We start from the raw sequence: 23,162 nt of genomic DNA, 5'->3' as shown, positions 1-23,162 counted from the left end.
AAAGTGCCAGTACCATCCTTTTCCGGATGGTCACTGACACTTTTTACAAATCAAAATGTAATTGGGATGTACAATCTAATAAAAAATCCGATCGCTCTTTCCCATACAAATACAACCGATGCATTGGCCTTGTCATCGCGACGTACAGTAATTTAATGTCTAAGTCTACTTTGGAGAATGGCTCCTCCAAGCATACTACCATAACTGCATCAAACTCCAACCCTTTCGATAAATAAGAAGGCACAATCACCACATACCCCTTCTTCATATCTTCTTTTCCCTCTAACAATTGAATCGAAAGCTGACTTTTTTCAAGGATCGCATGGATTCTTTGACATTCTTTGTCAGTACGTCCAATGATCGCAATGGAGTTCAGATCTTCCTCTTTAAGTGAAGAAATATCATGTTCCAGCTGCAGCCTTACCTGATCCAAATTAGCAGGATCAATCGTTTTAAACCATGGTTTTTGACCGTGCCGGATGACGGGTTCAACCTTTGGTAAGTCCTGATCAATCAACTTCAGGATATCATTGGCCAAATTCATAATTTCAACAGTGGTTCGGTAACTTTTTTGCAGGGCTTGATAATTCCCATTTGGGAAGATCTCTTTTAATACCGGCTCCCAGCTATTTAAACCGCGGTAGGAATGAATCCCTTGTGCTAAATCTCCGACAATGGTAAACAAATCAGTTTCGAAGCCTTCTTTCAAGGCTGCAAATTGAAAATAGCTGTAATCCTGCGCTTCATCAATGAAGATACTGCGCATTTTGTATTTTTCATCGATGCCTTCTAGTTTTGCTTTCATATAAAATAACGGAGCTAAGTCCTCGAGTTCGTAAGCCCCGCGATCAAAAATCCGCTGACAAAATTGACTTAGAACCTTACATTCTTGATCGGTCAGATTGTTGGAATACTTTTTTAGGACTTCAGGTGAGGACATCAATTCCTTGTACAAAGTGAAAACATCTTTCATCACAAACTGTTCCATATACTTTTTTACCGCAGTCTTCGCTTCTTTCTCTACCTGAGCGATTCTTTGTTTTTTCATATCCATGAGGTCGACTACTTTTTGCTTTCTTTTTTCAGTATCGATCCTTCTGCTATAAAGAGCCCGATCTAACGCCTCATCATATTTCGTGTTGATTTTGGTTTTGATGATGGCTTTTTTCGTTTTTAAGTCACTCTCTAGCAGTGATTTTATTTTCGCTATCCTTTTATAGATTGGTAAGTACGTATATTCTTTTAAAAAAAGTCGTTTGAGATTTTGTCCCTTCAGAAGAATTGATTTTTCCACGATAAAATCTTCTGCAGGAGCCAGACTTACTTCCAATTCATATAGATACCCATCGATTGCTTCTTTAAATGCAAGGGACCCCTTATAACTGGACATCCATTGGATGGATTTGGATGCTCCTTTTCCTTCAAGAAGTTTCATCAACTTTGTAGTAGGAGACATCAGTTTTATTTTCTGCCCTAATGAAGCTTTCATGAAATCAATAAAGGTGGTTTGGTTGATTTTATTGACGCCGAGTTCTGGTAAAACGGCAGATATATAATCGATAAATAATCGGTTTGGTGCGAGAATCATGAGTTTTTCTGGAGGAAATTGATAACCAAAGGAATAAAGAAAGTAGGATATTCTATGGAGTGCGATGGTTGTCTTCCCGCTTCCCGCAGCCCCTTGAACAATGATAGGGTGTTTCAGCGATGCTCGGATTACTTCGTTTTGCTCATTTTGAATGGTCGCAACAATTTCAGTTAAGCGATTGTCTGCTTTCCCTGACAAGGATTTTTGCAGCAGTTCGTCATGTGTCGTCAAATCAATGTCGCGGATTTCTTTTAAATACCCCTCGACAATTTCATACTGCCGTTTTAAGGATAAGTAACCCGTTTGGGTCTCCCCATATGCTTCATACGAAACATCCCCGAGCCGGCCGTCATAGTACACATTGGCAATCGGTGACCGCCAATCCACGATGATTGGCTGTTGTGTCACACGGTCAAACAAGGACACTTTACCAATGTACAAGTTTTCTTCCTTTTTTGTGCTATTGCTTGTAAAATCGATTCTTGAAAAATAAGGCTTGCCTACCACACTTTCTAATCTTTTCAGTTCACTTTGAGCTAGCTCAAGGAACCGTGCATTGGCAAGCAGGTCTGTGTAACTTGCACTGCTCTCTTTGTCATCTAGTTCAGCAAGAGCTTGTTTCATGTTTTCAACAAAGAATTCTTTATTTCCTTTTGAGATCTCTAAAACAGTTCTTATGTATTCCTTGGTAAACTCTAAACGCTCCACTTCTTCCTGGTAATCTTTATGGTCCCGGACAGACACCTGATCTTTTGCACTCATCCTGTAATTTCGTCACCTCTCTACTCATTAATGGAAACATGGGATATTAAGATTAACGAAAACATTTATCACCGTCAAGTTTTTATTTCTCAGGGTCAAAGGTGAAGTTTATATTAAAAGAAATCAAAAAAAACATAAAGGATTTTGTTTTGTGGAGCATTACTTAAACACATTACATACACAGTACTGTTTTTTTTCATTAAAGGAGTTTATGTGATGAACTATTCACCTTATTATAACTGGCGTATAGATCCGTACAGGCAACAGTTCAAACTAGTTACAGCGTATACGCTTGGTGTTCCTGTAAATGTTAACCTTCAACTCTTGCCCCCGTTACTCTAAGTGTAATCGTTCACAAAGTCCATTACCAGCCCTTACGATTACACAAAGAAGTAATATGTGTCAGATGATGTCGCCCGTGCCAAGCGTAGATTCCTATATTTCTACCAACTGAAACTTCACCCGAATCTGGGTGGATAAATGTCTTTTCCATATCAGCTGGACTTAGACTTCGTAAAAGGTTTGTCCAGCGTTGGTGCAATGCTTCGAGCAATGATAGTGAAATATCAATTGGTAATGTATAATCAGCAAGTTCCGCCCATTTAGTTTCGTCATAGGGCTTAATTACAGGCTTTTCTTCTGTAAGAGCCAATTTAAAACGAACGTAGGCATTCATATGACTATCCGCAAGGTGATGTATTACTTGTCGAACAGTCCACCCCCCTGACCGATAAGGTGTATTAAGCTGTTCATTATCTAAGTCTTTTACAGCATCTCGTAATAATCTTGGTAAACTTTCAATCTCACTTATCCAATCCTTTGTAATGTTGTTAGTAATCTCACCATTAAATTGAAATGTTCCAATTGGATATTTCATTTCCATCTACTCTTCCTCCTATAAAGTCACTAGTAATTTTTTTGGCTAACTAAATGATATGTCTAAAAATATGTAATTCTACATCATTTCCTTTAAATCCTTTACACCTATATAGGTTTTCACCTACACTATTCGTTAATCCAATAACAAAAGGCTGCCTTTTGTTGCAGCCAGTCTTCAAGAATGGACCCATTAGTTAATTGACTCTACTTTTTATATTACTTGTTTTTTCGATATCGACTTTTAATGGTCGGATTTATCAGATTTCCTTTCAATTGCTAACGCACTAAACGAGATAGGACCAACTACAGCTGCTTCCGCACATGGTGTCGCATTTTCAACTGTAAGCATGTACGTATGAGCCCCAGATCTTACATTTGTATCAATTGCTTGGAATGTTTCTATATAAAATAATTCTGATGAAGGATCTGATTCAGCTCCCGCCTGCGCTTCAAAAATTTGAGAACCATCGTGGAAAATACGAAATTAAACTTGCGATGTTTCTGTGATATCTTCTACATCTACGGTGAAATCGAGATAGATAGAAGAACACGTATCGCAATCGAAATTGAAGAAGAAAAGATTAATTTCCATTTTTTGTATAAAACGAAATACAAATAGTGAAAACTAATATCAGAGCAAGGGAAAATTCACCTTAGATTACACCCTCCACAAAATGCCTTGCTCTTTCAATATTTATATAGACGAATACACAAGCAAAATAATTTGAATGTAATAAAATATATTCACAATAACCTTCAACCATTGTTCTTCGTAACTACATCTTATGTGCGATTGCTAGGAGAAATCCTGGTTTTTTATTTTTGCAAATTATTTATATTACCTTCCTCTTCTACCTAGCCCTTAACATAAAGAAAGAGCACAATTCTTACTGCAGAATTGCGCCCTTTTCTTAAATAAGTTTTATTTGAAATTTAATTTTCTATTGCGATTAAAAATGAAATATTAATTACTGTCTTGAGTTTCTATTAAGCAATGTAGGGCTTCAAACACTTCTCATTGACTTCCATAAAAATAGCTCTAATTATTAAAATGATTAAATTAAGCTCATCTCCCTTTTTTTAATTCCCATTTTAACATCTCATTCACTTTTCCAATTTTATTCATATTCAGCTTTTCTAACACTTTAATGGATGGAATATTATCGTGTAGGCACTCAGCAACTACTTTATCTACATCAACATTTGTAAACGCCCAATTAATAATTTCATTTACGGCTTCAGTTGCATAGCCTTTGTTTTGTGCCGAAGGTATAATTCCATATCCTACTTCAACCGTATTTTCTGAATTAGGTTTACCTTTAAATCCAATATCACCTATAATCGTATTGTTTTCTCTATTGATAACTAGCCATACACCCCAACCTAAATGAGTAGAATCCTCTCTAAGTTTCTCCAAAAACATCTTTATATGAGGGCCTATTTTGTATTCTTCTGTTGAAATCGTTGATAATAATTCATCTGTACACGGAACGATTTTAAGTCTTTCCGTTTGTAATTCCATATTCTTACTCCTCTCTATATTATAATAACTAAGGGATTAATTAACACTCGATTTTCCCCTTTATTGCTATGAATAAATGATATTATACGTTGATTTAAGGACTCCGTTCGAATACTGTTGCATGTCAACTAATTCCATATTTAAACGAGGTTTAACACTGCCAAATAGAGGTATCCCCGTGCCAATCATTACAGGGTTAACTTTTAAGACTAATTGGTCAATAAGTTTATGTTGAATTAATGAACCCGCCAATTTACCTCCCCCGCAGAGCCACAACTTTCCATCTTCCTTCATTTTGAGATCTTGAATAAAGCTTACCGCGTTATTTTTAATTAATTTCACTTCATCGTTTGATTCAAACTGCATTGTGTTTGAGAAAATATAATGCTTCAACTTATATGGGCTAGGCTCACCCGGCTTTAGACCGAATTGAAAGCCGTATTCATATGTTTTTCCCCCCATTAATACCGCATCATATTGTTGAATATCGGAAATGAAATCTGTGAAATGATCACCCTGATTTAAAAATATAGAATCGTCAGCTACTCCATTCAAATCTGCAATAAAATTGTCAAGTGTAATTGCAATATGATAAATCAATTTTGCCATTTAGAAATCCCTCCCCTTTAAAAACTGACTTTCTAAATATATCTCTAAAACTTTTATAAATTCCTATAAATTCCCGAGATTAAAAAATTAGATGAGCTAAATAATTAGTGGGGAAACCTGACTCTTTTTTCACAGTTTGGCACATAAGCGACATAAAGGAGCTTTTACTCTTCTCCGAATATACAGCCACGTTAATCGAATAAGAAAAAGACTGCATTTTTTGCAGCCAGTTTTTTAATGAAAGGAACTCAATAGTTTAAAAACAATATTTTACAATCCGCCTTGTGAAATAAGAAAAAATCCAGTTCCTTATTTCAAAAAATGTTCGTACAATGAGTGTTAGTCCTCGTCTATAACAATTTTTACCCCTTTGATATCTTCCTATTTACTTCCTTATTCGGTGCCTTTCATTTGATAAAAAAGATTTCCTTTATGAAAATAAAATTCTTAAGAAGTTCACTTTCATTGATCGATATACTATTCGTTAAATCTTTCGTTCTCAATACAAACTCTTTAACCCCTATAAATTCTGATTCAGTAATCAGGTAAAATTGTGTTCCTTTTTTATATCCATTAAATTGCCGTTTAAGTGTATATAACTTCATTGATAACCTCTTATGATAAATTAAAATGATTTTTGTTTGTGCTACTTTTTAATAAATGAAATTGTAAAAAATAAGGTACCTAAATACAGGGAGATTAGAAAATGTGAAAAACTTTATTGGAAGCTCCTGCACTTTAATTCAAAAAAAGAAGGCAGCCTCAGCAAACTTTTAATCTACTAATGTTTTTATTTTAAGTGACCTTTTAATTCAAATAATTTATTCTTAATATAAGGTTCGATTTCATCGGGTAATTGATTTAATCTAAAAAATCTGGATTCTATTCCTTGAACACTCTCAAGAGTTATTTCTCCTTCGTACTCGGTACATAAATAACCAATTGCAACAGTATGATACCTTTCATCGACTCGATTTATTAATTCCTTGCCTGAATAGACACCAAACAATTTTAACGCCTTTATTTTTAAACCTATATTTTCAAAGACCATTCGTGTAATACACTCTTCCACGGACTCATTTAACTGTAAAGTTCCACCTGGAATAGTCCACATTCCACCTACGTTTCGACTCAGTAAAATTTCTCCTTTGTCATTAATGATAGCTACACTAGGCCGCACAATGATTAGTGGAGAATCCCCAATCATTTCTCTCATGTCTTCACAATAACCCATACATACCTCCAATGATAAAATTCTTTATGAAAGTAAACGAACCTTTTCCTTGATTTTAAACATATGTATACAAAGGAGTGACCTACTCCTCTTAAGATGGCATTTGTCAGCCACCTTCTATGCAAGTTGCAGTGGAACTACCTACAACATAGTTTAATTCTGTTAATAAAACCTGGAGAGTGTTTTCTTTGACCAATATCTGTAATACCTTTCTGTAATTGGAACATTGTATTTTTGAAAAACCTCAACTGTTTCTTCCCACACATCTGTTATAGCTTTTGAAGTCATATTTGATTGAATTACCATAAAATATAACCTCCCTATATCTCCATAATACCATTTTTTCTTCAACTATCTCCCCGTTAGCAGAACAAGAAAAGGAATGCCACAGCAACCTACTCTTAAACTCTTCACTCCGTTAGTTTAAGTGTAATATTTTACAAAGCTAATAGTAAATGTATTAGATTTATTTGGTAAGTTGGTGATGTTGAATTTTCTTCTACAAAATTAGCCTCTTTATTTTTTTCTATTACGGACGCTCAAAGCGATAAACAACAATAAAAATATAAATGCCAATATTAGTGGGAAAAAGGTTAAACTCCAAGATATTGTAGATATTTCACCATTTCCAATTGGACCAATCTTTGGGCGATTCAATTGATAAATATTAAAAACAAAAAATGCTATAAGGAAAATTGACCCAAATAAAAATACATTTTTTCTCACTATTTCGCACCTCTAGTCATTTATCTATGTAGGTAATTCTCCAAAATGTATTAGTTTTCCTTTAACCTCTTATTAACCTGCCAGTTAATTCAATAAGCACAGCTTAATAAGTCTGTATAAATATGTTAGTTTTAAAGAAAAAGCTTAGGATCGCTCGGTCTTTTTCTTCAATGCTGTAAATCTTTATCTAACAAGAGCAAAATCCTTGTCATTTGTAAGCGTTTACAATTATAATAAAGATGGTTGGATAACAAGTGGGGTTATCGCCGGTGTTAGCGAAGGATGGGGCTGATACCACGGAGCAGGATCTAAATCGCTCTCTTTTTTTGTTTATACAATCTATGACATTAGGAACTGGTACATACAAATTCAAAATTGAATACTCAAAAAATGAGCTTGGATATCTTCAAGCTCATTTTTAAGTTTATTATCCATGAAAATCACCTGTATTTTGATTGACCGTTACATATGGATTATCTCCAGTATCAACTTCTTTAACCCAAACTTCCCAATAGCCGTTGCCAATATTCTTGTAGCGACTTGGCGTAACGTGATAACCATCATATAATTCTTTCTCAAAAGAATCCACCCAAGCACCTGTTGGACGGTTTACAGCCTTATCGGACTTATTGGTACTTGAACTTGTGCCTTTGTTTGATGTTCCTTCTTTATTCTCTGTTGGATCATCTGTAGTGGATGACTGTGTATTATAGTTATTTGAGTTATCGCCACCAGATGAAATACTGCATGCTGAAATTCCAACAAATGAAACAGCTAACAAAAAGCCTAAGATAAATTTTTTGCTTTGCTTCACTATTCCAACACTCCTTTTAATAATTTGCTAACGGTAGATGCTCCCAATAAATATTTCCCTTCAAATGAACAATAATAAATCTATATGTCAAAAACCAAAACGGTGTGAAGAATGAGAAAAAAGAAAAAACTTTTCAATAAGAACTCAACTCCATTTTTGATTTTAGCAATTATTCACGTAGTTATGTTTTTGATATTGCTAAAGCGTAAAAACCATAAGGATGTGTGGATTTTACTATTATCCAATATTGGTTTTGCTTATTTATTTGAGTATCCGACCCTCAACTTATTTCATGGTTATAGATACAAACCGTCAATTATGAAAAAGCGTGTTTTTGATACAATCTTAGGAGGGATCTTCTCACAAGCGTTTTATGTACCCATTACAGCTACTTTTCTAACTCTACTCAACAAAAACTGGAAATGGAAAATCAATTTCAGCATTTTTTATTATAGTATTGAGAAATTATTTATCCGATTAAATATATATAAAGTAAATTGGTGGAAGCCTATCTACACTCTTGTTTTATTAAATGTTTATTTTTATATTAGTGATGGGTTTTATAAGGCACTATCAACAAAAAAAAGATGGGCAATGAACATTGCTCATTACTTGGCTATTGAAGTAGTTTGGATTACTCTAATGTACATTTCTGCAATGAAACGTCTTATTCGATTTGGGCGTGGATATTTTCATACGTGGACTGAACATTTTAAAATAATCCCGTTATACAGTTTGATACTCTCTCTAATCGCTACCATTACTTCTTCAAAGGCAGGGTTGTTTTATAGGATCCTATTACCTCTTATCCATATTATTTTGGATCTCATTTTGGTAAAAATGGATATCTTGAAAGTGAATATCAAACAATTTTTCGTCACTTGTTCTCGATACTTCCTAATGACATTTATTTCAAGATTCTTTTATAAAACCATTCACAAAAAAACCTAGTAACCATTTTCTTGAATGGTTGCACATCTGAAAATCATCTCATCAACAATGTTTGGCCTTCTTATCACACAAAAAAGACCGCCTGTTGACGATCTCCTTTAGCCTGTTTATTTGAGGGACAGGTATACTGTCCCCTCGGTTCACTTATTTTTTCCTTGTCTTTCTTGGGATTTTAAGGCTACTTTTTCCAGTCCATTGTTTGCAAATTCTACATCTGTCTTAGGCATAGCATGATTATTTCTAAATTCCTTGTTCTTTTTTGTAGACATTTTTACACCATCCTCCAATTGAGTTTGTTATCTTATCAAGGATGCCTACACCTATTTCCTCATTCGAGCATCCACCCTTTTAGTTTGCTTTCTTTTTTGTGTGCTATGCTTCCTGCTTTGATTTAACGGACTGGTGTTAACGTTGTCTCTTTAATCTTTAGGCATTCCGCATTGAATTTTTCCACTTCTTCGTAGTTTAAAAGATGCCCTGAATTTTCAAACCAGATCCATTCTTTATGTGGACATTCCAATGTGTGGAAATATTGTTCTGCTACGATAGATGGGACTTGGTAATCATGTCTGCCTGCGAAAAGATAAACGGGAACCTCAAGCTTTGGAGCCGTCTCGATGAAATTAATATCCATTAACTGTTCCCATAAAGAATCCAAAGAAAACTTGCCCCCTTTGATAAAAACGAACCAATCTTTCATGGTATATTCTGGTGCAAATAGAATATTTGAATAGACAAGATTATACATGGTTACGCCGATGAAGGATCCTCCAAGTTTGGCCAGCCACTTTCTTTGAACTCCTAGGTATTTCATATCTAATGGATTATATTCGATCTCCGCTAATTTTTTTAGTGCCTTCTTATGATTGGATTCTTTCGCTTTATTGAGTGTATATTCATAGGAAATTTTTTCGCCTTCCTTCATATTCACTACCTGACCGATCCCTATGTATCCATAGATGAATTCTGGTGCTTTTTGGGACACTAAAACCCCTAGCACCGATCCCCATGAATGTCCTATTAAAAACAGCTTTGGCTGGTTAAAGCGTTTTAACAGGTATTGAATTAATTCAACTGAATCATTTACCATATTTTCAATCGTCAGGTCTTCTTTTTTTAACTCCTTGGAGTAGGATAACCCTGCGCCCCGTTGGTCCCAATTCACTACTGTAAAGTGTTTTTCTAAATCCCTTTGAAATTTAGGAGCCAAGCCGATTTGGGCGGTTCCAGGTCCGCCATGTAAAAACAGCATTAACGGGTTATTTGTGTTTTCTCCTCTAATGAGGATAGTCTGTTTAAGTCCGCCAATCTGGACTTCATCTAAAGTTGTAATCGCTTCGAATTGACTATCAATCTCCTTTGTTTTTCTATAAAACATGATCCCACTTCCCCCTTCATTTAATTTAACAACATTACTGAGACATTGATTGAATAATGAAGAATAGTACATAGGTATGTAACTTAGGGACCATATAGAATGTTTCAAAAATAAAGAAAACCATCTTTCTATGTTTCAATACTAAAAAGATAGTTTTACAAGTTTGGGATTATTTTTATTGCTTTTTTACTGGAGTAACTACTGCAAATAAATTTTCGCTTGGATCCGATACATTGAATTCTATTACCTTATAACCATTTTTCCCATCTTTACACATGTTTTTCGCTGGTATTATTAATTGAGTTTTATTCATTGTTCACTCTTCCTTCCTAACATTTTACCCACAGAAGTTACTATATGGGCGGTTGTTAGAATATGTGCATGTGTTTTTGGAAATTCAATATACCCTCTTATAATCCAACCGTTCCGATCAAGGACAAAAGGTAGGGATTCCCCTTTGAAGATGGTCTTCACCGGCTCGATGAAGCACAAAACTAAGGGATATCCTTTTAAAAATGTTCTTCGGCAGCTCAATGAAGGACAAATTTTAGGGATACCCCTTTGAAAATGGTCTTCATAACCTCAATGAAGGACAAATTTTAAGGATTCCCCTTTGCAAATGGTCTTCATAACGTCGATGAAGGACAAAGATCAAGGATTCCCCTTTGAAAATAGTCTTCATAACTTCGATGAAGGACAAATTTAAGGGACACCCCTTTGAAAATGGTCTTCATCAGCTCAATGAAGCACAAATTTTTAGGATACCCCTTTGAAAATGGTCTTCATTACCTCAATTAAGGACAAATTTTAGGGATACCCCTTTGAAAATGGTCTTCATCAGCTCAATGAAGCACAAATTTTTAGGATACCCCTTTGAAAATGGTCTTCATAACTTCGATGAAGGACAAATCTCTGGGATTCCCCTAGAAAATGGTCTTCACAACCTCGATGAAGGACAAAAATCAAGGATTCCCCTTTGAAAATAGTCTTCATAACCTCAATGAAGGACAAAAATCAAGGATTCCCCTTGGAAAATAGTCTTCATACCCCAATGAAGGACAAATTTTAGGGATACCCCTTTGAAAATGGTCTTCATAACTTCGATGAAGGACAACTCTCTGGGATGCCCCTAAAAAATGGTATTCATAACCTCAATGAAGGACAAAAATCAAGGATTCCCCTTGGAAAATAGTCTTCATACCCAATGAAGGACAAATTTTAGGGATACCCCTTTGAAAATTGTATTCATCAGCTCAATGAAGGAGAAATTTAAGGGATACTCCTTTGAAAATGGTCTTCATCAGCTCAATGAAGGACAAATTTTAAGGATTCCCCTTTGAAAATTGTATTCATCAGCTCAATGAAGGACAAATTTAAGGGATACTCCTTTGAAAATGGTCTTCATCAGCTCAATGAAGGACAAGTTTTAAGGATTCTCCTTTGAAAATGGTCTTCATAACTTCGATGAAGGACAAATCTCTGGGATTCCTCTAGAAAATGGTCTTCATAACCTCGATGAAGGACAAATCTAAGGGATACCCCTTTGAAAATGGTATTCATAAGCTCGATGAAGGACAAATCTCGGGGATTCCCCTATGAAAATGGTCTTCATAACCTCGATGAAGGACAAATTTAAGGGATCCCCCTTTGCAAATGGTCTTCATAACCTCAATGAAGCACAAAACTCTGGGAGCACCCTTTAAAAATGGTCTTCATAACCTCAATGAAGCACAAAACCCAAGGATACCCCTTGGAAAATGGTCTTCATAACCTCAATGAAGCACGAAACCCAAGGATACCCCTTTGAAAATGGTATTCATAACCTCAATGAAGGACAAATCTCTGGGATTCCCTTAAAAAATGGTCTTCATAACTTCCAAGAAGCACAAAACTCTGGGAGATCCCTTGGAAAATGGTCTTCATAAGCCAACCGATCAATGGCGAACAGTGCTCATGTTAGACAAAAGCTTAACAGCACCTTGAAACCTTCCCGCCCTTCGCGTTATACCGTGCCTCCTGTGCTTCACAGAAGAACTCTTTTCGCGATTTAACCGGCATGTCCGGATGGTGCAATTCCATATGTTCGACATAGGTTTCATAGCTTGGAACTCCGACCAGCAAACTGATGAATTGCTTCCTGTAGGCGTTGAATTCTCTTATTTTGTTAAGCATAATGTTGAAAATCGCCTCCTGTATCCCGTCCAACATAGGGTGATTCGTTCAACGGTAACTTTTGATTGGTTAGGACTTTAAACCAAATTTGGAGTGCAGAAATTAACACGACAATGACTACAATCATGAAAATGGCTGTAAGCGTTGCATCCACATAATCGTTGATAATCACTTGCTTCATTTGTGCTGCCGTCGTTGCAGGAGCAAGGATTTTTCCCGTAGCATTTGCTTCACTAAAAATATCCGCATGAGCGAGGAAGCCGATTTTCGGATTTTCATGAAATAATTTTTGCCAGCCTGCCGTTAATGTGACAATTAGCAGCCACGTTGTTGGCAACAGTGTGACCCATACATATGCTTTTTTGCCCATTTTGTAAAGAATCGTTGTACCGAGCAGCAAGGCAATTCCGGCCAACATTTGGTTGGCGATTCCAAAAAGCGGCCATAACGTATTGATACCGCCTAACGGATCAATTACGCCTTGATATAAGAAATACCCCCAGCAAGCAACGCACAAGGCTGTTGCAATAATATTGGGAAAGAAAGATTCCGTTTTTGCAAAAGGCTTATTAACCGTTCCAAGTAAGTCTTGAATCATAAAACGCCCTACTCGGGTCCCAGCATCAACGGTCGTTAAAATGAACAAGGCTTCGAACAGGATGGCAAAATGGTACCAAAAAGCCATTAACGCCTTACCGCCAATAATTTTTGAAAAAATCACCGCCATCCCAATCGCAAGGGTTGGTGCACCACCGGTTCTAGAAAGAATCGTTTGCTCCCCCACATCCTTGGCAAGTGTTTGCAGAATATCTGGAGTGATGGTAAATCCCCAACTAGAAACAGTATTTGCTGCTTGGACAACATCCGTTCCGATCAGGGCAGGTGGACTGTTAATCGCAAAATAAACCCCTGGAGTCAATACGCATGCCGCGATCATTGCCATAATGGCCACAAATGATTCTGTCAGCATCGCCCCATATCCAATTGGTCGTGCATGTGATTCACGCTCAATCATTTTAGGGGTTGTACCCGAGGAGACCAGGGCATGGAACCCAGAAACGGACCCACAGGCAATGGTAATAAATAAGAATGGAAAGAGATTCCCGGCAAATACCGGACCCGTCCCATCAATAAATTTCGTCAGGCCAGGCATTTCCAGATTCGGTGCAACAATAATGATTCCTAGGGCTAATGCAAGAATCGTTCCCACTTTTAAAAACGTACTTAAATAATCACGAGGTGCTAATAGAAGCCATACAGGTAAAACTGAAGCAATAAATCCATAGATGATCATCATGATGGCGATGGTTTCCCCTTTAAAGGTGAACAGCTTAGCTAATTCAGGAGTTTCAGCTACTGTTTGACCGTAATAGAGGGAGAAAAGTAATAATACAATTCCGATTATGGATGCTTCACCAACCCGGCCTGGACGAATATAACGCATGTAAATTCCCATAAAAATTGCAATTGGTATCGTGGCTGCAATGGTAAACATCCCCCATGGACTGCCAGTCAATGCTTTCACGACCACCAGGGCCAATACGGCTAATAGAATAATCATAATTCCTAAAATACCAATCATCGAGATCAAACCAGTGACGCGGCCCATTTCATCTTTAATCATTTCACCGAGTGACTTTCCATTTCGCCGCATTGAGCCAAATAGAATGATAAAGTCTTGAACCGCACCAGCCAGCACCACCCCAACGACAATCCAGATGGTTCCCGGCAAATATCCCATTTGGGCTGCAAGAATGGGCCCGACTAATGGTCCTGCACCGGCAATGGCTGCAAAGTGGTGGCCGAAGAGTACCCATTTGTTTGTTGGTACATAATCTTTTCCGTCGTTATGGATTTCTGAAGGTGTTTTGCGTCTGTCATCAAGCTGGAACACCTTATGAGCAATAAACCTGCTATAGAATCGATAAGAAATGGCATAGACACATACTGCAGCTGTTAAAAGCCACACGGCATTAATGCTTTCGCCGCTGTTTAAGGCCATCACAGCAAAACCTGCCGCACCGAGAGCTGCTATTAGCCCCCATAATAACATCGATCTAAGCGCTTTCATTCACATCGCCACCTTTTCTAAAATATACCAATATTGTAATTTATTATTCAGAAGATTAAAATAACTCCTTTGTCCTATTCTGTTGTTTCTATCGGTTTTTCGAATATAAATCCAGAAACAGCCATATCCACTTCTACTCTTTTTACCAATTTACTTTAACAACTAGTCGAATTGAGTTTAATTTATGGTTGACATAATATTATTACGAGAACCTATAATCATAAGAATATAATCTAATTCTTGATCTAAATAAAAACCTTTTAAATTAGAAGATGCTAGTATATTGCAATTCAACGGGATAAGACGCCAGGTTTCCCGTGTTATTGAGATAGAGATCATATTGCACTAGAATAGTGTATTTTAAAAAAATTCAAAAACCTGAATTTTTTTTTTTAGTCTTTTTGTAGATTTTTGTTTATTTTTGTAGTCCGCAATTTATATTAAAAACAGAATTTATAGTAAAGACAAAATTCTCATCCAGATGGAATGAAAGCGCTTTTTTCAAAATAGGGGAAACTCTTTTATCTAAAAGAGTTTATATAAAGCTACTAAAATTTTAATATGAGGTGATGGAATGCAAGAATTACTGCAAAATCTGGTTGGTGTAACAAACGATTTCCTTTGGTCAAAATTACTCATTATTATGCTTGTTTTCTCCGGTCTTTATTTTACATTCAAATCGAAATTTGTACAGTTTCGAATGTTAAAGGAAATGGTTCGCGTTTTAATGGAAGGAAGAACGAGTTCTAAAGATCACGTTTCTCCATTCCAAGCCTTCTGTATAGGCATGGCCGCCCGCGTCGGGACAGGCAATATCACCGGAATTGCGATTGCAATTGCTTTAGGCGGTCCTGGAGCGGTATTCTGGATGTGGATTATTTCGATTATTAGCTCAGCATCCAGCTTTATTGAAAGTACGTTAGCGCAAGTATATAAAGTAAAAGATAAAAATGGTTTCCGCGGCGGTCCTTCCTACTATATGGAAAAAGGATTAAACAAACGTTGGATGGGCGTATTTTTCTCCATTTTAATTACTCTTTCTTTCGGTCTCGTTTTCAATTCTGTACAATCCAATACGGTTTCCATTGCTTTTGAGAACTCCTTTGGCGCAAATCGTTTAACTTTAGGGATTATCATGGCCATCGCTTTCGCTGCGATCATCTTTGGCGGTGTGAAGCGGATTGCAAAAATGGCTGAATACAAAGTTATGGTTCTAGCCGTATTATACATTGGTTGCGCCTTATTTGTGGTTATTACCAACATCACAAAAATGCCAGAAGTTCTTTCTCTTATTGTAAAAAATGCGTTTGGCCTTCAACAAATCGCAGGCGGTTCCATCGGTGCTGCGCTGATGAATGGAGTTAAACGCGGTTTATTCTCGAATGAAGCTGGTATGGGGAGTGCACCAAACGTTGCCGCAACAGCCACAACCAGTCACCCGGTGAAACAAGGACTGATCCAAGCATTTGGCGTATTAACGGATACACTGATCGTTTGTACAAGCACTGCCTTTATTATTTTACTTTCTGATGCTTGGAAAAAACCAGGGTTAGAGGGAATTGCCCTTACACAAGCGGCATTAAGTGAACATGTCGGTTCTTGGGCATCCGGCTGTCTTGCAATCTTTATTTTCTTATTTGGATTCGGTGCATTAATTGGTAACTACTATTACGGGGAAACAAATATTCGATTCTTAAACACAAACAAAGTATGGCTGATAATATACAGAGCAAGCGTGTTAGCCATGATAATATTCGGTTCGGTGGCAAAGATCCAGGTTGTATGGGATATGGCGGATTTATTTATGGGCTTCATGGTTATTGTGAACTTAATCGCCATTCTTTTATTATCAAAAGTGGCATTTGCTGCCTTACAAGATTACGTGAAACAGAAAAAAGCCGGCAAAGATCCTGTTTTTTATAAAGATAGCATTGAAGGTATTGAAAACGTTGAATGCTGGGAGTATTCCGAAGAGGATTCAACTTCAAAAATAGCAAATTAGATGTATAAAAAAAGATGTTCAGACCTGGTCTGAGCATCTTTTTTTAGAAAAATAGAATATGAACTGTTCGCCATCTGAGTTTGCCACCCTCTTACTTGCGTTTGCACTCTTCCAAATGGCGAATAGCTGATCCCGACAAGAGGATCAGCTATTCCGTTTAACATAGACTCCCCCAACCTAAACACGTTTTGCAACTTGTTAATGGGATGATTCTCCTGGTAAGGGATCCATTTCATTCATCATCTTTTGCAGCGCAATAATTTTCTTATTCAATTGTTGGCTGATTTTTCTTACTTCCGGATCATAGATCCCCTTATTCTGTACTGCATCATACATAATCCGCCGGTCTTCATTTATACCCTTGCTTAATTCCAGTGCATTCTTAAGAAGCATTATCCCTCTTTCCTTTCTATAAATCTTCATTATTATTTAAGGACTCTAAGCAGTTGCTGAAGCGTAGCAAGGTCATTAAAATATAAACCCTAAAACATTGGAGTGTTTTCATTCGAATAGAATGTGATAATATAAAAAACATCTCCGATAAACTATAACTATTCCACTTTTACCAAAAAACTCCTTAGGACAGAGTCCTTCATATTAGCAAACTGACCTATAAATTATGAATTTGGGTGTTTCACGTCCTTGTGATCCGCAAAGTACACTTGATTACTGTAAACCGTCACTACCGTTTTTATGTTTACACCTCTTATTTATAAATTGCCCTTAAGCGCTTTCACATTTATTCTAATAAGAACGTACCTATAATCTATAATGTGACCTACATAATTAGACAAAAAAACACAAAATATCTTTTTGAAATTTTTATGTTAATGAAAAAGAGGCATTAAGAATTCTCCAAAACGTAAAAATGTCCCCCTTTTTTTATAACAATTGAATACCGCCCTCTGCTTTTGATTCAAATTTATGATGGTTCAAGAGATCCAGGTTTCGCCCAATATTATTGGATTCTCGAAGGCGAATCAGCCACAGCCCGGCTTTTAACATCCAAATCTCAGGATATGCAACCTTTTTACCAATTGCTTCAATCTCATGATTCCGATTGATTATGAGCTGCTCCCAATCCGATTCTTTTGCAGCAGCCAGTTTCTGTGCAAAGTCCCAAGCATAATTACGTGCTTTCTCCATACTGAAATTGATGATGGCTTTCGAAGCATTCGGATCAATCCGGTCCAAAAATCCAATCCATGGCGAAATCTGATCCAGGTCACTTCTAACCTCATCGACGAGCGAAGCCAATATACTGTTTATTTTCATGAAATCATCTTTTAGCGATGAAATATCAGCATTTTTACCGGTCATGGCAGCAGCTACCCCTAAATCGAGATTGATATGGGCATTCATGCCGAGCAGTAAATGCTGAAGAACAATCGGTCTTCGTTTTCGTGTGCAACGAAAGGCGACTTGCCAGCTGAGGTTGGTCGGTTTTCCGTTTAAATAGTCATTCAGCGCATTCAGATAGTAATTGGCAAAACATACATCCAAACGCTCCATTCTGACTCCGTCTTCAAATTCGTTATTCAGAATACCTGTTTTCACTCGAACAGTTACCATTCGGTACAAAGAAGCAAAATAGCCGATTTTGTTTTTATTTTCGATACTCATTGCAATAATTTGGTCCAATTGCCAAATGACTTCATCAATTGACCTGGCATTTCCCAACGTAATGGATGGTCGATTCATTTCTCATTCTCCTAACCTCATAAAATCTCTTTGGTGATAGTCCAAATTAAATTACATAATCAAAGGGACGGATCCTTCCGCCCCTTATTTGTTCAATATTATGTCACATCGATGGTTAAAATGAAGCTATTTTTTATGGAATAGGTAAAAAAATTGGACAAGACCTAGTTACCCTACTAATATAGAAATAGCTATAATGATTAAAAAATCCTTGAGGTGAAGATCCATTGGAATATCATTCAGATTCAGAAGAACAACATGAAGATGAAGAAAAAATGAATGACGAAGAATATAGAGTTAGTGAGTACCCTACTAGACAGGAAGCGAGAAGGGAACCTACTAGAGAATCAAGACAATCGTTTAAGGACAGGAAAAAGAACCAAGAAGATGTAGAGGAAAAGACGGAAGGTGCCACCCCCTCTAATTCCAGATCGTCAAAAAAGATAAAGAAAACGAAATCGAAAACGAAATTGGAGATGTCCTGGGTAAAGCTAGTCTTTAAGATTTTTGTAGTAGCAGCTGTTTGGTATAACTTCCATTTCCTACTAAACTACATGAAAGGTCCTGCCAGCCCTTTTACCGCAACTTTAATGGTGATTGGAATATGTGCAGTCGTTAATTTTGCTGCTATTTGGATTCTTTTTTATAAACGTGCCTTTATAAGATTTTATCTATCCTTAATAGCCGTTATAGGATCATTCGCGTATTACGGCTATGTAAATTATACTCAAAATTCCTTTTTGGGGAATAACAAGATTACTTCGTTGATTGTTGCTGTTTCCGTTTTGATGGCGCTAAATCCTAGAACATACTCTTTTCCGAGAGGCATCGTATTTCTATTGATTCCGATAGTAGGAATCTATTTTAGTGGCAATCAATTCGCACTTGTTTGGACCCTCATGTTCAATGCAGGATTAATTCTAATGTTTAGAAAGTCTAAAGCAAATAAGTCAAAAGATAGAAAAAGGAAGAACGAGCAAGATAGAAAAAATAAAAAGCAAACAGCTTAAATTTAGCGAAACCAGTCTGATAATTAGGCTGGTTTTTAATATTACAAAATTTAAAGTTTTTTTAAGAAGTTTAAGAACATCCCTTCACATATTCTAAAAGTATGTTAACCTTTTCCAAGTTCGAATTGGTCGACTCCCTGACCGTCGCCCTAGGTTGTCTGTTGATAGTGGCAGGCTTGCGATTTCCACCTTCTTTGTATCCCACCCCTTCTGCCCCTATTGTTTTTTTAAAACTGTGCCTTTTTCAAGTGACACTAGTATAATACAATTTATATTAGCATTTTGATTTTGGGGTTCTGTAGAAGTGAGGTAAATTCAAATTGAATCGAAAAATTATTAATTTAGCTGTTGGAAAGCCGAAGGAATATAATTGGAATAATAAAAAAGAATTTTCTGGAATTGGAAAATCAGCTGTACAAGCCTTTAAGGTGGGGAAACCCGGCATTGTTGGTGATGATGTTGCAAATCACCAATTTCACGGGGGACCAGACCGTGTAGTATGTTTGTATCCATTCGAGCATTACTCTTATTGGGAAGAGGTATTTCAAAAAAAGCTTATGCTTCCTGCTTTTGGGGAAAATATTACTGCAGCAGGGATGACAGAAGAACAGGTTTGTATTGGTGACATATATAAAATAGGGGATGCTATTCTTCAAATAACACAAGGGAGGGTACCTTGTGTAACGATTTCCAATTATAACGAGGAAAAACAATTTTTAAAGAAAGTGATTGAGACAACTCTAACTGGTTATTTTTTTCGGGTATTGGAAGAAGGAACGATTATGTTCGATTCGGAAATAACTCTTTTGGAAAAACACTCAAAAGAAATATCCGTATCTTTTGCTACACAAATTCTATTTCACCAAAAACAAGATAAAGCATCCATTGAAAAAATATTGACAGTTGATGCCCTTGCAGAGGACTGGAGGAATAGATTTTTAAAATTGTTATGATTCTTGTGTTGTGTCGAAGACTGTGCATAGCGATAAAACCTAGCCTAAAAAGCTAGGTTTTTTATGTATATCTTATTGTACTAAACTGCTACCTTAGATATAAAAAGATGATACCATTTAAGGCATCATCCCTTTCCTTTATATATTAAGCTTGCTTCGACTTTAAACCTTAAAGTTTATTCTTGATTCATTGCACTTTCATCCATATAAGCAACTTCCCATAAATGACCGTCTAAATCCTGAAACCCCCATATATACATAAATCCATGATCTTGAGGCTCACTAAAAGATTTACCACCAGATGACAATGCCTTATTTACGATCTCATCCACTTGATCCCGACTTTCAGCTGAAAAGCTGAGAATTGCTTCGGCAGAAGTGGTAGTGTTCACAATTTCCTTCTTACTAAATCCCTTGAAACGTTCTTCAATCATAATCATTGCAAAGATGTTGTCACTGATGATCATACAAGATGTGGTCTCATCGGAGAATTGTGGGTTGAACTCAAAACCAAGCTCCTTGAAAAAATTGGTGGACTTATTCACGTCTTTTACTGATAAATTGATAAAGATATTTTTGGATGTGAATGCCATTTTTTATTACCTCCTGGAGAAATTTTTGTACAATAAACCGGCAGGCGCCGGCCTTTTTTAAATCAACAATATCAGCTCTTTTGAGCATTCATTGCTTCCCATTCTTCTTTGCTAGGACCATATATGCCAGGAACTTTTAAGTTGGCTTGTCTCATAAGGACAGTCAATTGTCCACGATGATGAGCCTGATGTTGAATTAGCAGACGGAAAACAGCTTGTACTGGCATGTCCATTCCAAATAAATTCACCATTTTGTTCATTTTTTCATCTGAAACCTGTTCAGAAAATGCTTGTGTTAACCTCTGACTTACTATCTTGTAGGTCTCGCTGATTTCAGCAGCTGATGTCGGTGCCTCTTTTTGAAGATCAGGAATCTCAAATTTTATTCCAACCTGTGAAGGAAAGTAGTAAGCTGCTCCACTAATGTGCCAAGCCAAGCTTCCAATGCTGTATAACCCTGGAGAAACCTCCTGATGCAAAGATTCATCCGTAAGCACATCCAGCACTTTTTGGGTAACAGCTGCTTCTTGCTTCCATTCGTTTAAGAAATCATTTACTGATGTAAACATTCCATTTCCTCCTTAAATTAGCAATTCACCAATTTTTTGGCGAGACTTTCAAATTCATTGTATCATGCTCAGCTAACCATCACCTCTCTCAAAGGCTAATTATTCTAAGAATAAACCTTTCTTCAACAATCTGGCCCGATTGTTCAAGATTATTGCAAAGCCTATGGAACAAAAGCAACTGTTACTTTAAGTACAATTCTTCACAATCTAATTTCTCCATAGGCCTATAAAAGCAATACAGAAAACTCTCAGCTCACATTAAAACCAAAAAAATTTATACCACTTCTTAAAACGGGAAATAATACTTAGGAGGTGAAATTATGGATACGGAAAAATTAAAATTGACATCTTCTGAAATTGGTTCTTTATGGGGCGAGTATGTAAACGGAACAGCGGTAGATGTAGTAAATAAATATATGTACTCAATTATTGAAGATGAAGCAATAAAAGCCATTTTTAATGATGCTCTCAAGACATTCGAAAAACAAAAGAGGCAAATTATCACTTTTTTTGAGAATGAGGGGTTTCCTGTACCAATTGGATTTAACGAATCGGACTTGTATTTAGGCAAACAGAGATTGTTTACAGATGCATTCTGCCTTCAATATTTACATGTAATGACTTTACATGGATTACTAGGACATATCACAGCATTAGGCATTTCTGTTAGAAAAGACCTAAGGGATTTTTACGACTCATGTGATAACGATGCGAAAAAGATGTACCACCAAACGATTGAGTTATTGCTTGATAAAGGACTTTTTCAGCGAGACCCATTATTTTATGCATATGAACACCCTCAATATATTTCAAGCAATGATTTCAAAGACGGTCTTTTTGGGAAGGGTAGAACTCTTGCTGCTACCGAAATCATTACTATTTCTTTTAACTTAAAAAAAAGTATTATTGCTAAAACCCTTTCTATTGCATTCAGCCAGGTGGCGGAGTCTAAAGAAGTAAGAAAATTTTTAACTGAATCTGAGAAAACTTCGGATGGACAAATAAAAGCATTAGCAAAAATACTCCAAGCTGATAACTTACCAGTTCCAAAATCATTGGAAACTGAGGTGACAATTTCAACTGATTCTCCATTTTCTGATAAGTTGTTAATGTATCACATGGGATTTTTGTTTCAAACTGCACAAACCTATCATGGGACAGGTCTAGCAGCAGCCATGCGAACTGACCTCGTGGCCACTTATGAAGCAACTATTTTACAAAATCTTATGGTTACAAAAAACTGGTTTAATGTTATGGTGAAAAATAAATGGTTAGAACAACCTCCACTTGCACCTAATAGAGCAGAAATTGCAAAACAAAAATAACAAAAAATGCCCTCCAATTTTAAAATGTACCCTTTGTAAAGGACATTTAAAAAAAGGCTTAGGCAACTTGAAGAAGATGATTTCTGTATTGTACAGGAGTCATCTTTTTTAGGTTCCATTGATATCTAGTTTGGTTATAATAACGGATATATTGGTCAATTTCCCGTTGAAGCTCCTCAATTGTTTTACATGTATTTATATCAACTTCATCTTTAAGATGACCAAAAAATGATTCGATAGGAGCGTTATCCCAACAGTTCCCTCTTCTAGACATGGATTGGCGTAATCCTAGGTTTCGAACAA

The 23,162-nt window shown here is 36.5% G+C and carries 24 protein-coding genes and 1 pseudogene; 5 read left to right on the top strand and 20 right to left on the bottom strand.

The genetic code is table 11. The annotated features are described in order from the left end of the window. Nucleotides 1-43: 43 nt before the first annotated feature. From helD to E2K98_RS26695, 9 genes and pseudogenes are all read right to left on the bottom strand, one after another. Nucleotides 44-2,350, bottom strand: a complete 2,307-nt coding sequence (gene helD / locus E2K98_RS26730) for an RNA polymerase recycling motor HelD (protein WP_133339554.1) — start codon at nt 2,348-2,350, stop codon at nt 44-46. A 364-nt stretch (nt 2,351-2,714) separates the two neighbouring features. Continuing rightward, entirely contained in the window at nt 2,715-3,233 is a 519-nt protein-coding gene (locus E2K98_RS26725) for a YfiT family bacillithiol transferase (RefSeq protein WP_133339552.1), read from the bottom strand. A gap of 237 nt (nt 3,234-3,470) precedes the next feature. Continuing rightward, nucleotides 3,471-3,755: pseudogene (locus E2K98_RS31840) on the bottom strand (exosporium protein C); the annotation flags it as partial. 540 nt (nt 3,756-4,295) lie between these two features. Continuing rightward, nucleotides 4,296-4,751, bottom strand: a complete 456-nt coding sequence (locus tag E2K98_RS26720; RefSeq protein ID WP_133339550.1) for a GNAT family N-acetyltransferase — start codon at nt 4,749-4,751, stop codon at nt 4,296-4,298. Nucleotides 4,752-4,817: 66 nt separating this feature from the next. Beyond that, nucleotides 4,818-5,360, bottom strand: coding sequence for a dihydrofolate reductase family protein (locus E2K98_RS26715; RefSeq protein WP_133339548.1), 543 nt, complete (start codon nt 5,358-5,360; stop codon nt 4,818-4,820). Between the two features lie 407 nt (nt 5,361-5,767). Next, nucleotides 5,768-5,965 (bottom strand): hypothetical protein, encoded by a 198-nt coding sequence (locus E2K98_RS26710; RefSeq protein ID WP_026575535.1) that lies wholly within the window; start codon nt 5,963-5,965, stop codon nt 5,768-5,770. Nucleotides 5,966-6,150: 185 nt separating this feature from the next. After that, the gene (locus tag E2K98_RS26705; protein WP_133339546.1) at nt 6,151-6,594 is read right to left on the bottom strand and encodes an NUDIX domain-containing protein; all 444 of its coding nucleotides are present in this window, start codon (nt 6,592-6,594) and stop codon (nt 6,151-6,153) included. Nucleotides 6,595-6,756: 162 nt separating this feature from the next. Next, nucleotides 6,757-6,900, bottom strand: coding sequence for a hypothetical protein (locus tag E2K98_RS26700; RefSeq protein WP_328591994.1), 144 nt, complete (start codon nt 6,898-6,900; stop codon nt 6,757-6,759). Between the two features lie 847 nt (nt 6,901-7,747). After that, a complete protein-coding gene (locus tag E2K98_RS26695) occupies nt 7,748-8,134 on the bottom strand; it encodes a hypothetical protein (protein WP_208025426.1) in 387 nt (128 codons plus the stop codon). A gap of 111 nt (nt 8,135-8,245) precedes the next feature. Here E2K98_RS26695 and E2K98_RS26690 point away from each other — a divergent pair, with 111 nt between their 5' ends. Next, nucleotides 8,246-9,085, top strand: a complete 840-nt coding sequence (locus E2K98_RS26690) for a hypothetical protein (RefSeq protein WP_133339544.1) — start codon at nt 8,246-8,248, stop codon at nt 9,083-9,085. A 140-nt stretch (nt 9,086-9,225) separates the two neighbouring features. On the opposite strand, the gene E2K98_RS32155 is transcribed toward E2K98_RS26690, so the two are convergent. The 5 genes from E2K98_RS32155 to E2K98_RS26675 all read right to left on the bottom strand — a co-directional run bounded on the left by E2K98_RS32155 (nt 9,226) and on the right by E2K98_RS26675 (nt 14,706). Next, the gene (locus E2K98_RS32155; protein WP_268884143.1) at nt 9,226-9,354 is read right to left on the bottom strand and encodes a hypothetical protein; all 129 of its coding nucleotides are present in this window, start codon (nt 9,352-9,354) and stop codon (nt 9,226-9,228) included. A gap of 122 nt (nt 9,355-9,476) precedes the next feature. Further along, a complete protein-coding gene (locus tag E2K98_RS26685; protein ID WP_165976395.1) occupies nt 9,477-10,463 on the bottom strand; it encodes an alpha/beta fold hydrolase in 987 nt (328 codons plus the stop codon). Nucleotides 10,464-10,638: 175 nt separating this feature from the next. Then, nucleotides 10,639-10,776: a hypothetical protein gene (locus E2K98_RS31265; RefSeq protein WP_165976394.1), complete on the bottom strand. Its 138-nt coding sequence runs from the start codon at nt 10,774-10,776 to the stop codon at nt 10,639-10,641. Nucleotides 10,777-12,431: 1,655 nt separating this feature from the next. Next, nucleotides 12,432-12,635 (bottom strand): YbdD/YjiX family protein, encoded by a 204-nt coding sequence (locus tag E2K98_RS26680; protein ID WP_133339540.1) that lies wholly within the window; start codon nt 12,633-12,635, stop codon nt 12,432-12,434. Next, entirely contained in the window at nt 12,628-14,706 is a 2,079-nt protein-coding gene (locus E2K98_RS26675) for a carbon starvation CstA family protein (RefSeq protein WP_133339538.1), read from the bottom strand. Before E2K98_RS26675 ends, E2K98_RS26680 begins: the two co-directional genes overlap by 8 nt. A gap of 574 nt (nt 14,707-15,280) precedes the next feature. On the opposite strand from E2K98_RS26675, the gene E2K98_RS26670 reads away from it, so the two are divergent. Then, nucleotides 15,281-16,708, top strand: a complete 1,428-nt coding sequence (locus E2K98_RS26670; RefSeq protein ID WP_133339536.1) for an alanine/glycine:cation symporter family protein — start codon at nt 15,281-15,283, stop codon at nt 16,706-16,708. Here E2K98_RS26670 and E2K98_RS31260 read toward each other — a convergent pair. The 3 genes from E2K98_RS31260 to E2K98_RS26660 form a co-directional block, all read right to left on the bottom strand. Further along, nucleotides 16,705-16,872, bottom strand: coding sequence for a hypothetical protein (locus tag E2K98_RS31260; RefSeq protein ID WP_165976393.1), 168 nt, complete (start codon nt 16,870-16,872; stop codon nt 16,705-16,707). The two genes, E2K98_RS26670 and E2K98_RS31260, sit on opposite strands and share 4 nt — an antisense overlap. Before the next feature lie 34 nt (nt 16,873-16,906). Next, nucleotides 16,907-17,101: a Spo0E family sporulation regulatory protein-aspartic acid phosphatase gene (locus E2K98_RS26665; RefSeq protein WP_165976392.1), complete on the bottom strand. Its 195-nt coding sequence runs from the start codon at nt 17,099-17,101 to the stop codon at nt 16,907-16,909. Between the two features lie 489 nt (nt 17,102-17,590). After that, complete coding sequence (locus tag E2K98_RS26660) at nt 17,591-18,409, bottom strand: DUF5995 family protein (RefSeq protein WP_133339532.1); 819 nt, start codon at nt 18,407-18,409, stop codon at nt 17,591-17,593. A 227-nt stretch (nt 18,410-18,636) separates the two neighbouring features. Here E2K98_RS26660 and E2K98_RS26655 point away from each other — a divergent pair, with 227 nt between their 5' ends. Together E2K98_RS26655 and E2K98_RS26650 are read left to right on the top strand one after the other, a co-directional pair. Next, on the top strand, nt 18,637-19,419 hold the full coding sequence (locus tag E2K98_RS26655) for an APC family permease (RefSeq protein ID WP_133339530.1): 783 nt from the start codon (nt 18,637-18,639) through the stop codon (nt 19,417-19,419). A gap of 320 nt (nt 19,420-19,739) precedes the next feature. After that, on the top strand, nt 19,740-20,372 hold the full coding sequence (locus E2K98_RS26650) for an MOSC domain-containing protein (RefSeq protein WP_133339528.1): 633 nt from the start codon (nt 19,740-19,742) through the stop codon (nt 20,370-20,372). A 176-nt stretch (nt 20,373-20,548) separates the two neighbouring features. Here E2K98_RS26650 and E2K98_RS26645 read toward each other — a convergent pair whose 3' ends face one another. Beyond that, on the bottom strand, nt 20,549-20,965 hold the full coding sequence (locus tag E2K98_RS26645) for a VOC family protein (RefSeq protein ID WP_133339526.1): 417 nt from the start codon (nt 20,963-20,965) through the stop codon (nt 20,549-20,551). A gap of 71 nt (nt 20,966-21,036) precedes the next feature. Further along, nucleotides 21,037-21,534 carry a DinB family protein gene (locus E2K98_RS26640; RefSeq protein WP_133339524.1) on the bottom strand — a complete coding sequence of 166 codons (498 nt, stop codon included), beginning with the start codon at nt 21,532-21,534 and terminating at the stop codon, nt 21,037-21,039. A 320-nt stretch (nt 21,535-21,854) separates the two neighbouring features. Between E2K98_RS26640 and E2K98_RS26635 the strand changes: the two genes are divergently transcribed. Further along, on the top strand, nt 21,855-22,859 hold the full coding sequence (locus E2K98_RS26635) for a DUF3231 family protein (RefSeq protein WP_133339522.1): 1,005 nt from the start codon (nt 21,855-21,857) through the stop codon (nt 22,857-22,859). Between the two features lie 58 nt (nt 22,860-22,917). Here the strand turns inward: E2K98_RS26635 and E2K98_RS26630 are convergent. Then, nucleotides 22,918-23,162, bottom strand: a 245-nt coding sequence (locus tag E2K98_RS26630) for an IS3 family transposase (protein WP_133339520.1), incomplete at its 5' end; no start/stop codon positions are given.

This window comes from Bacillus salipaludis, assembly GCF_004358205.1.
This window is presented reverse-complemented; position numbering and strand designations above follow the sequence as displayed.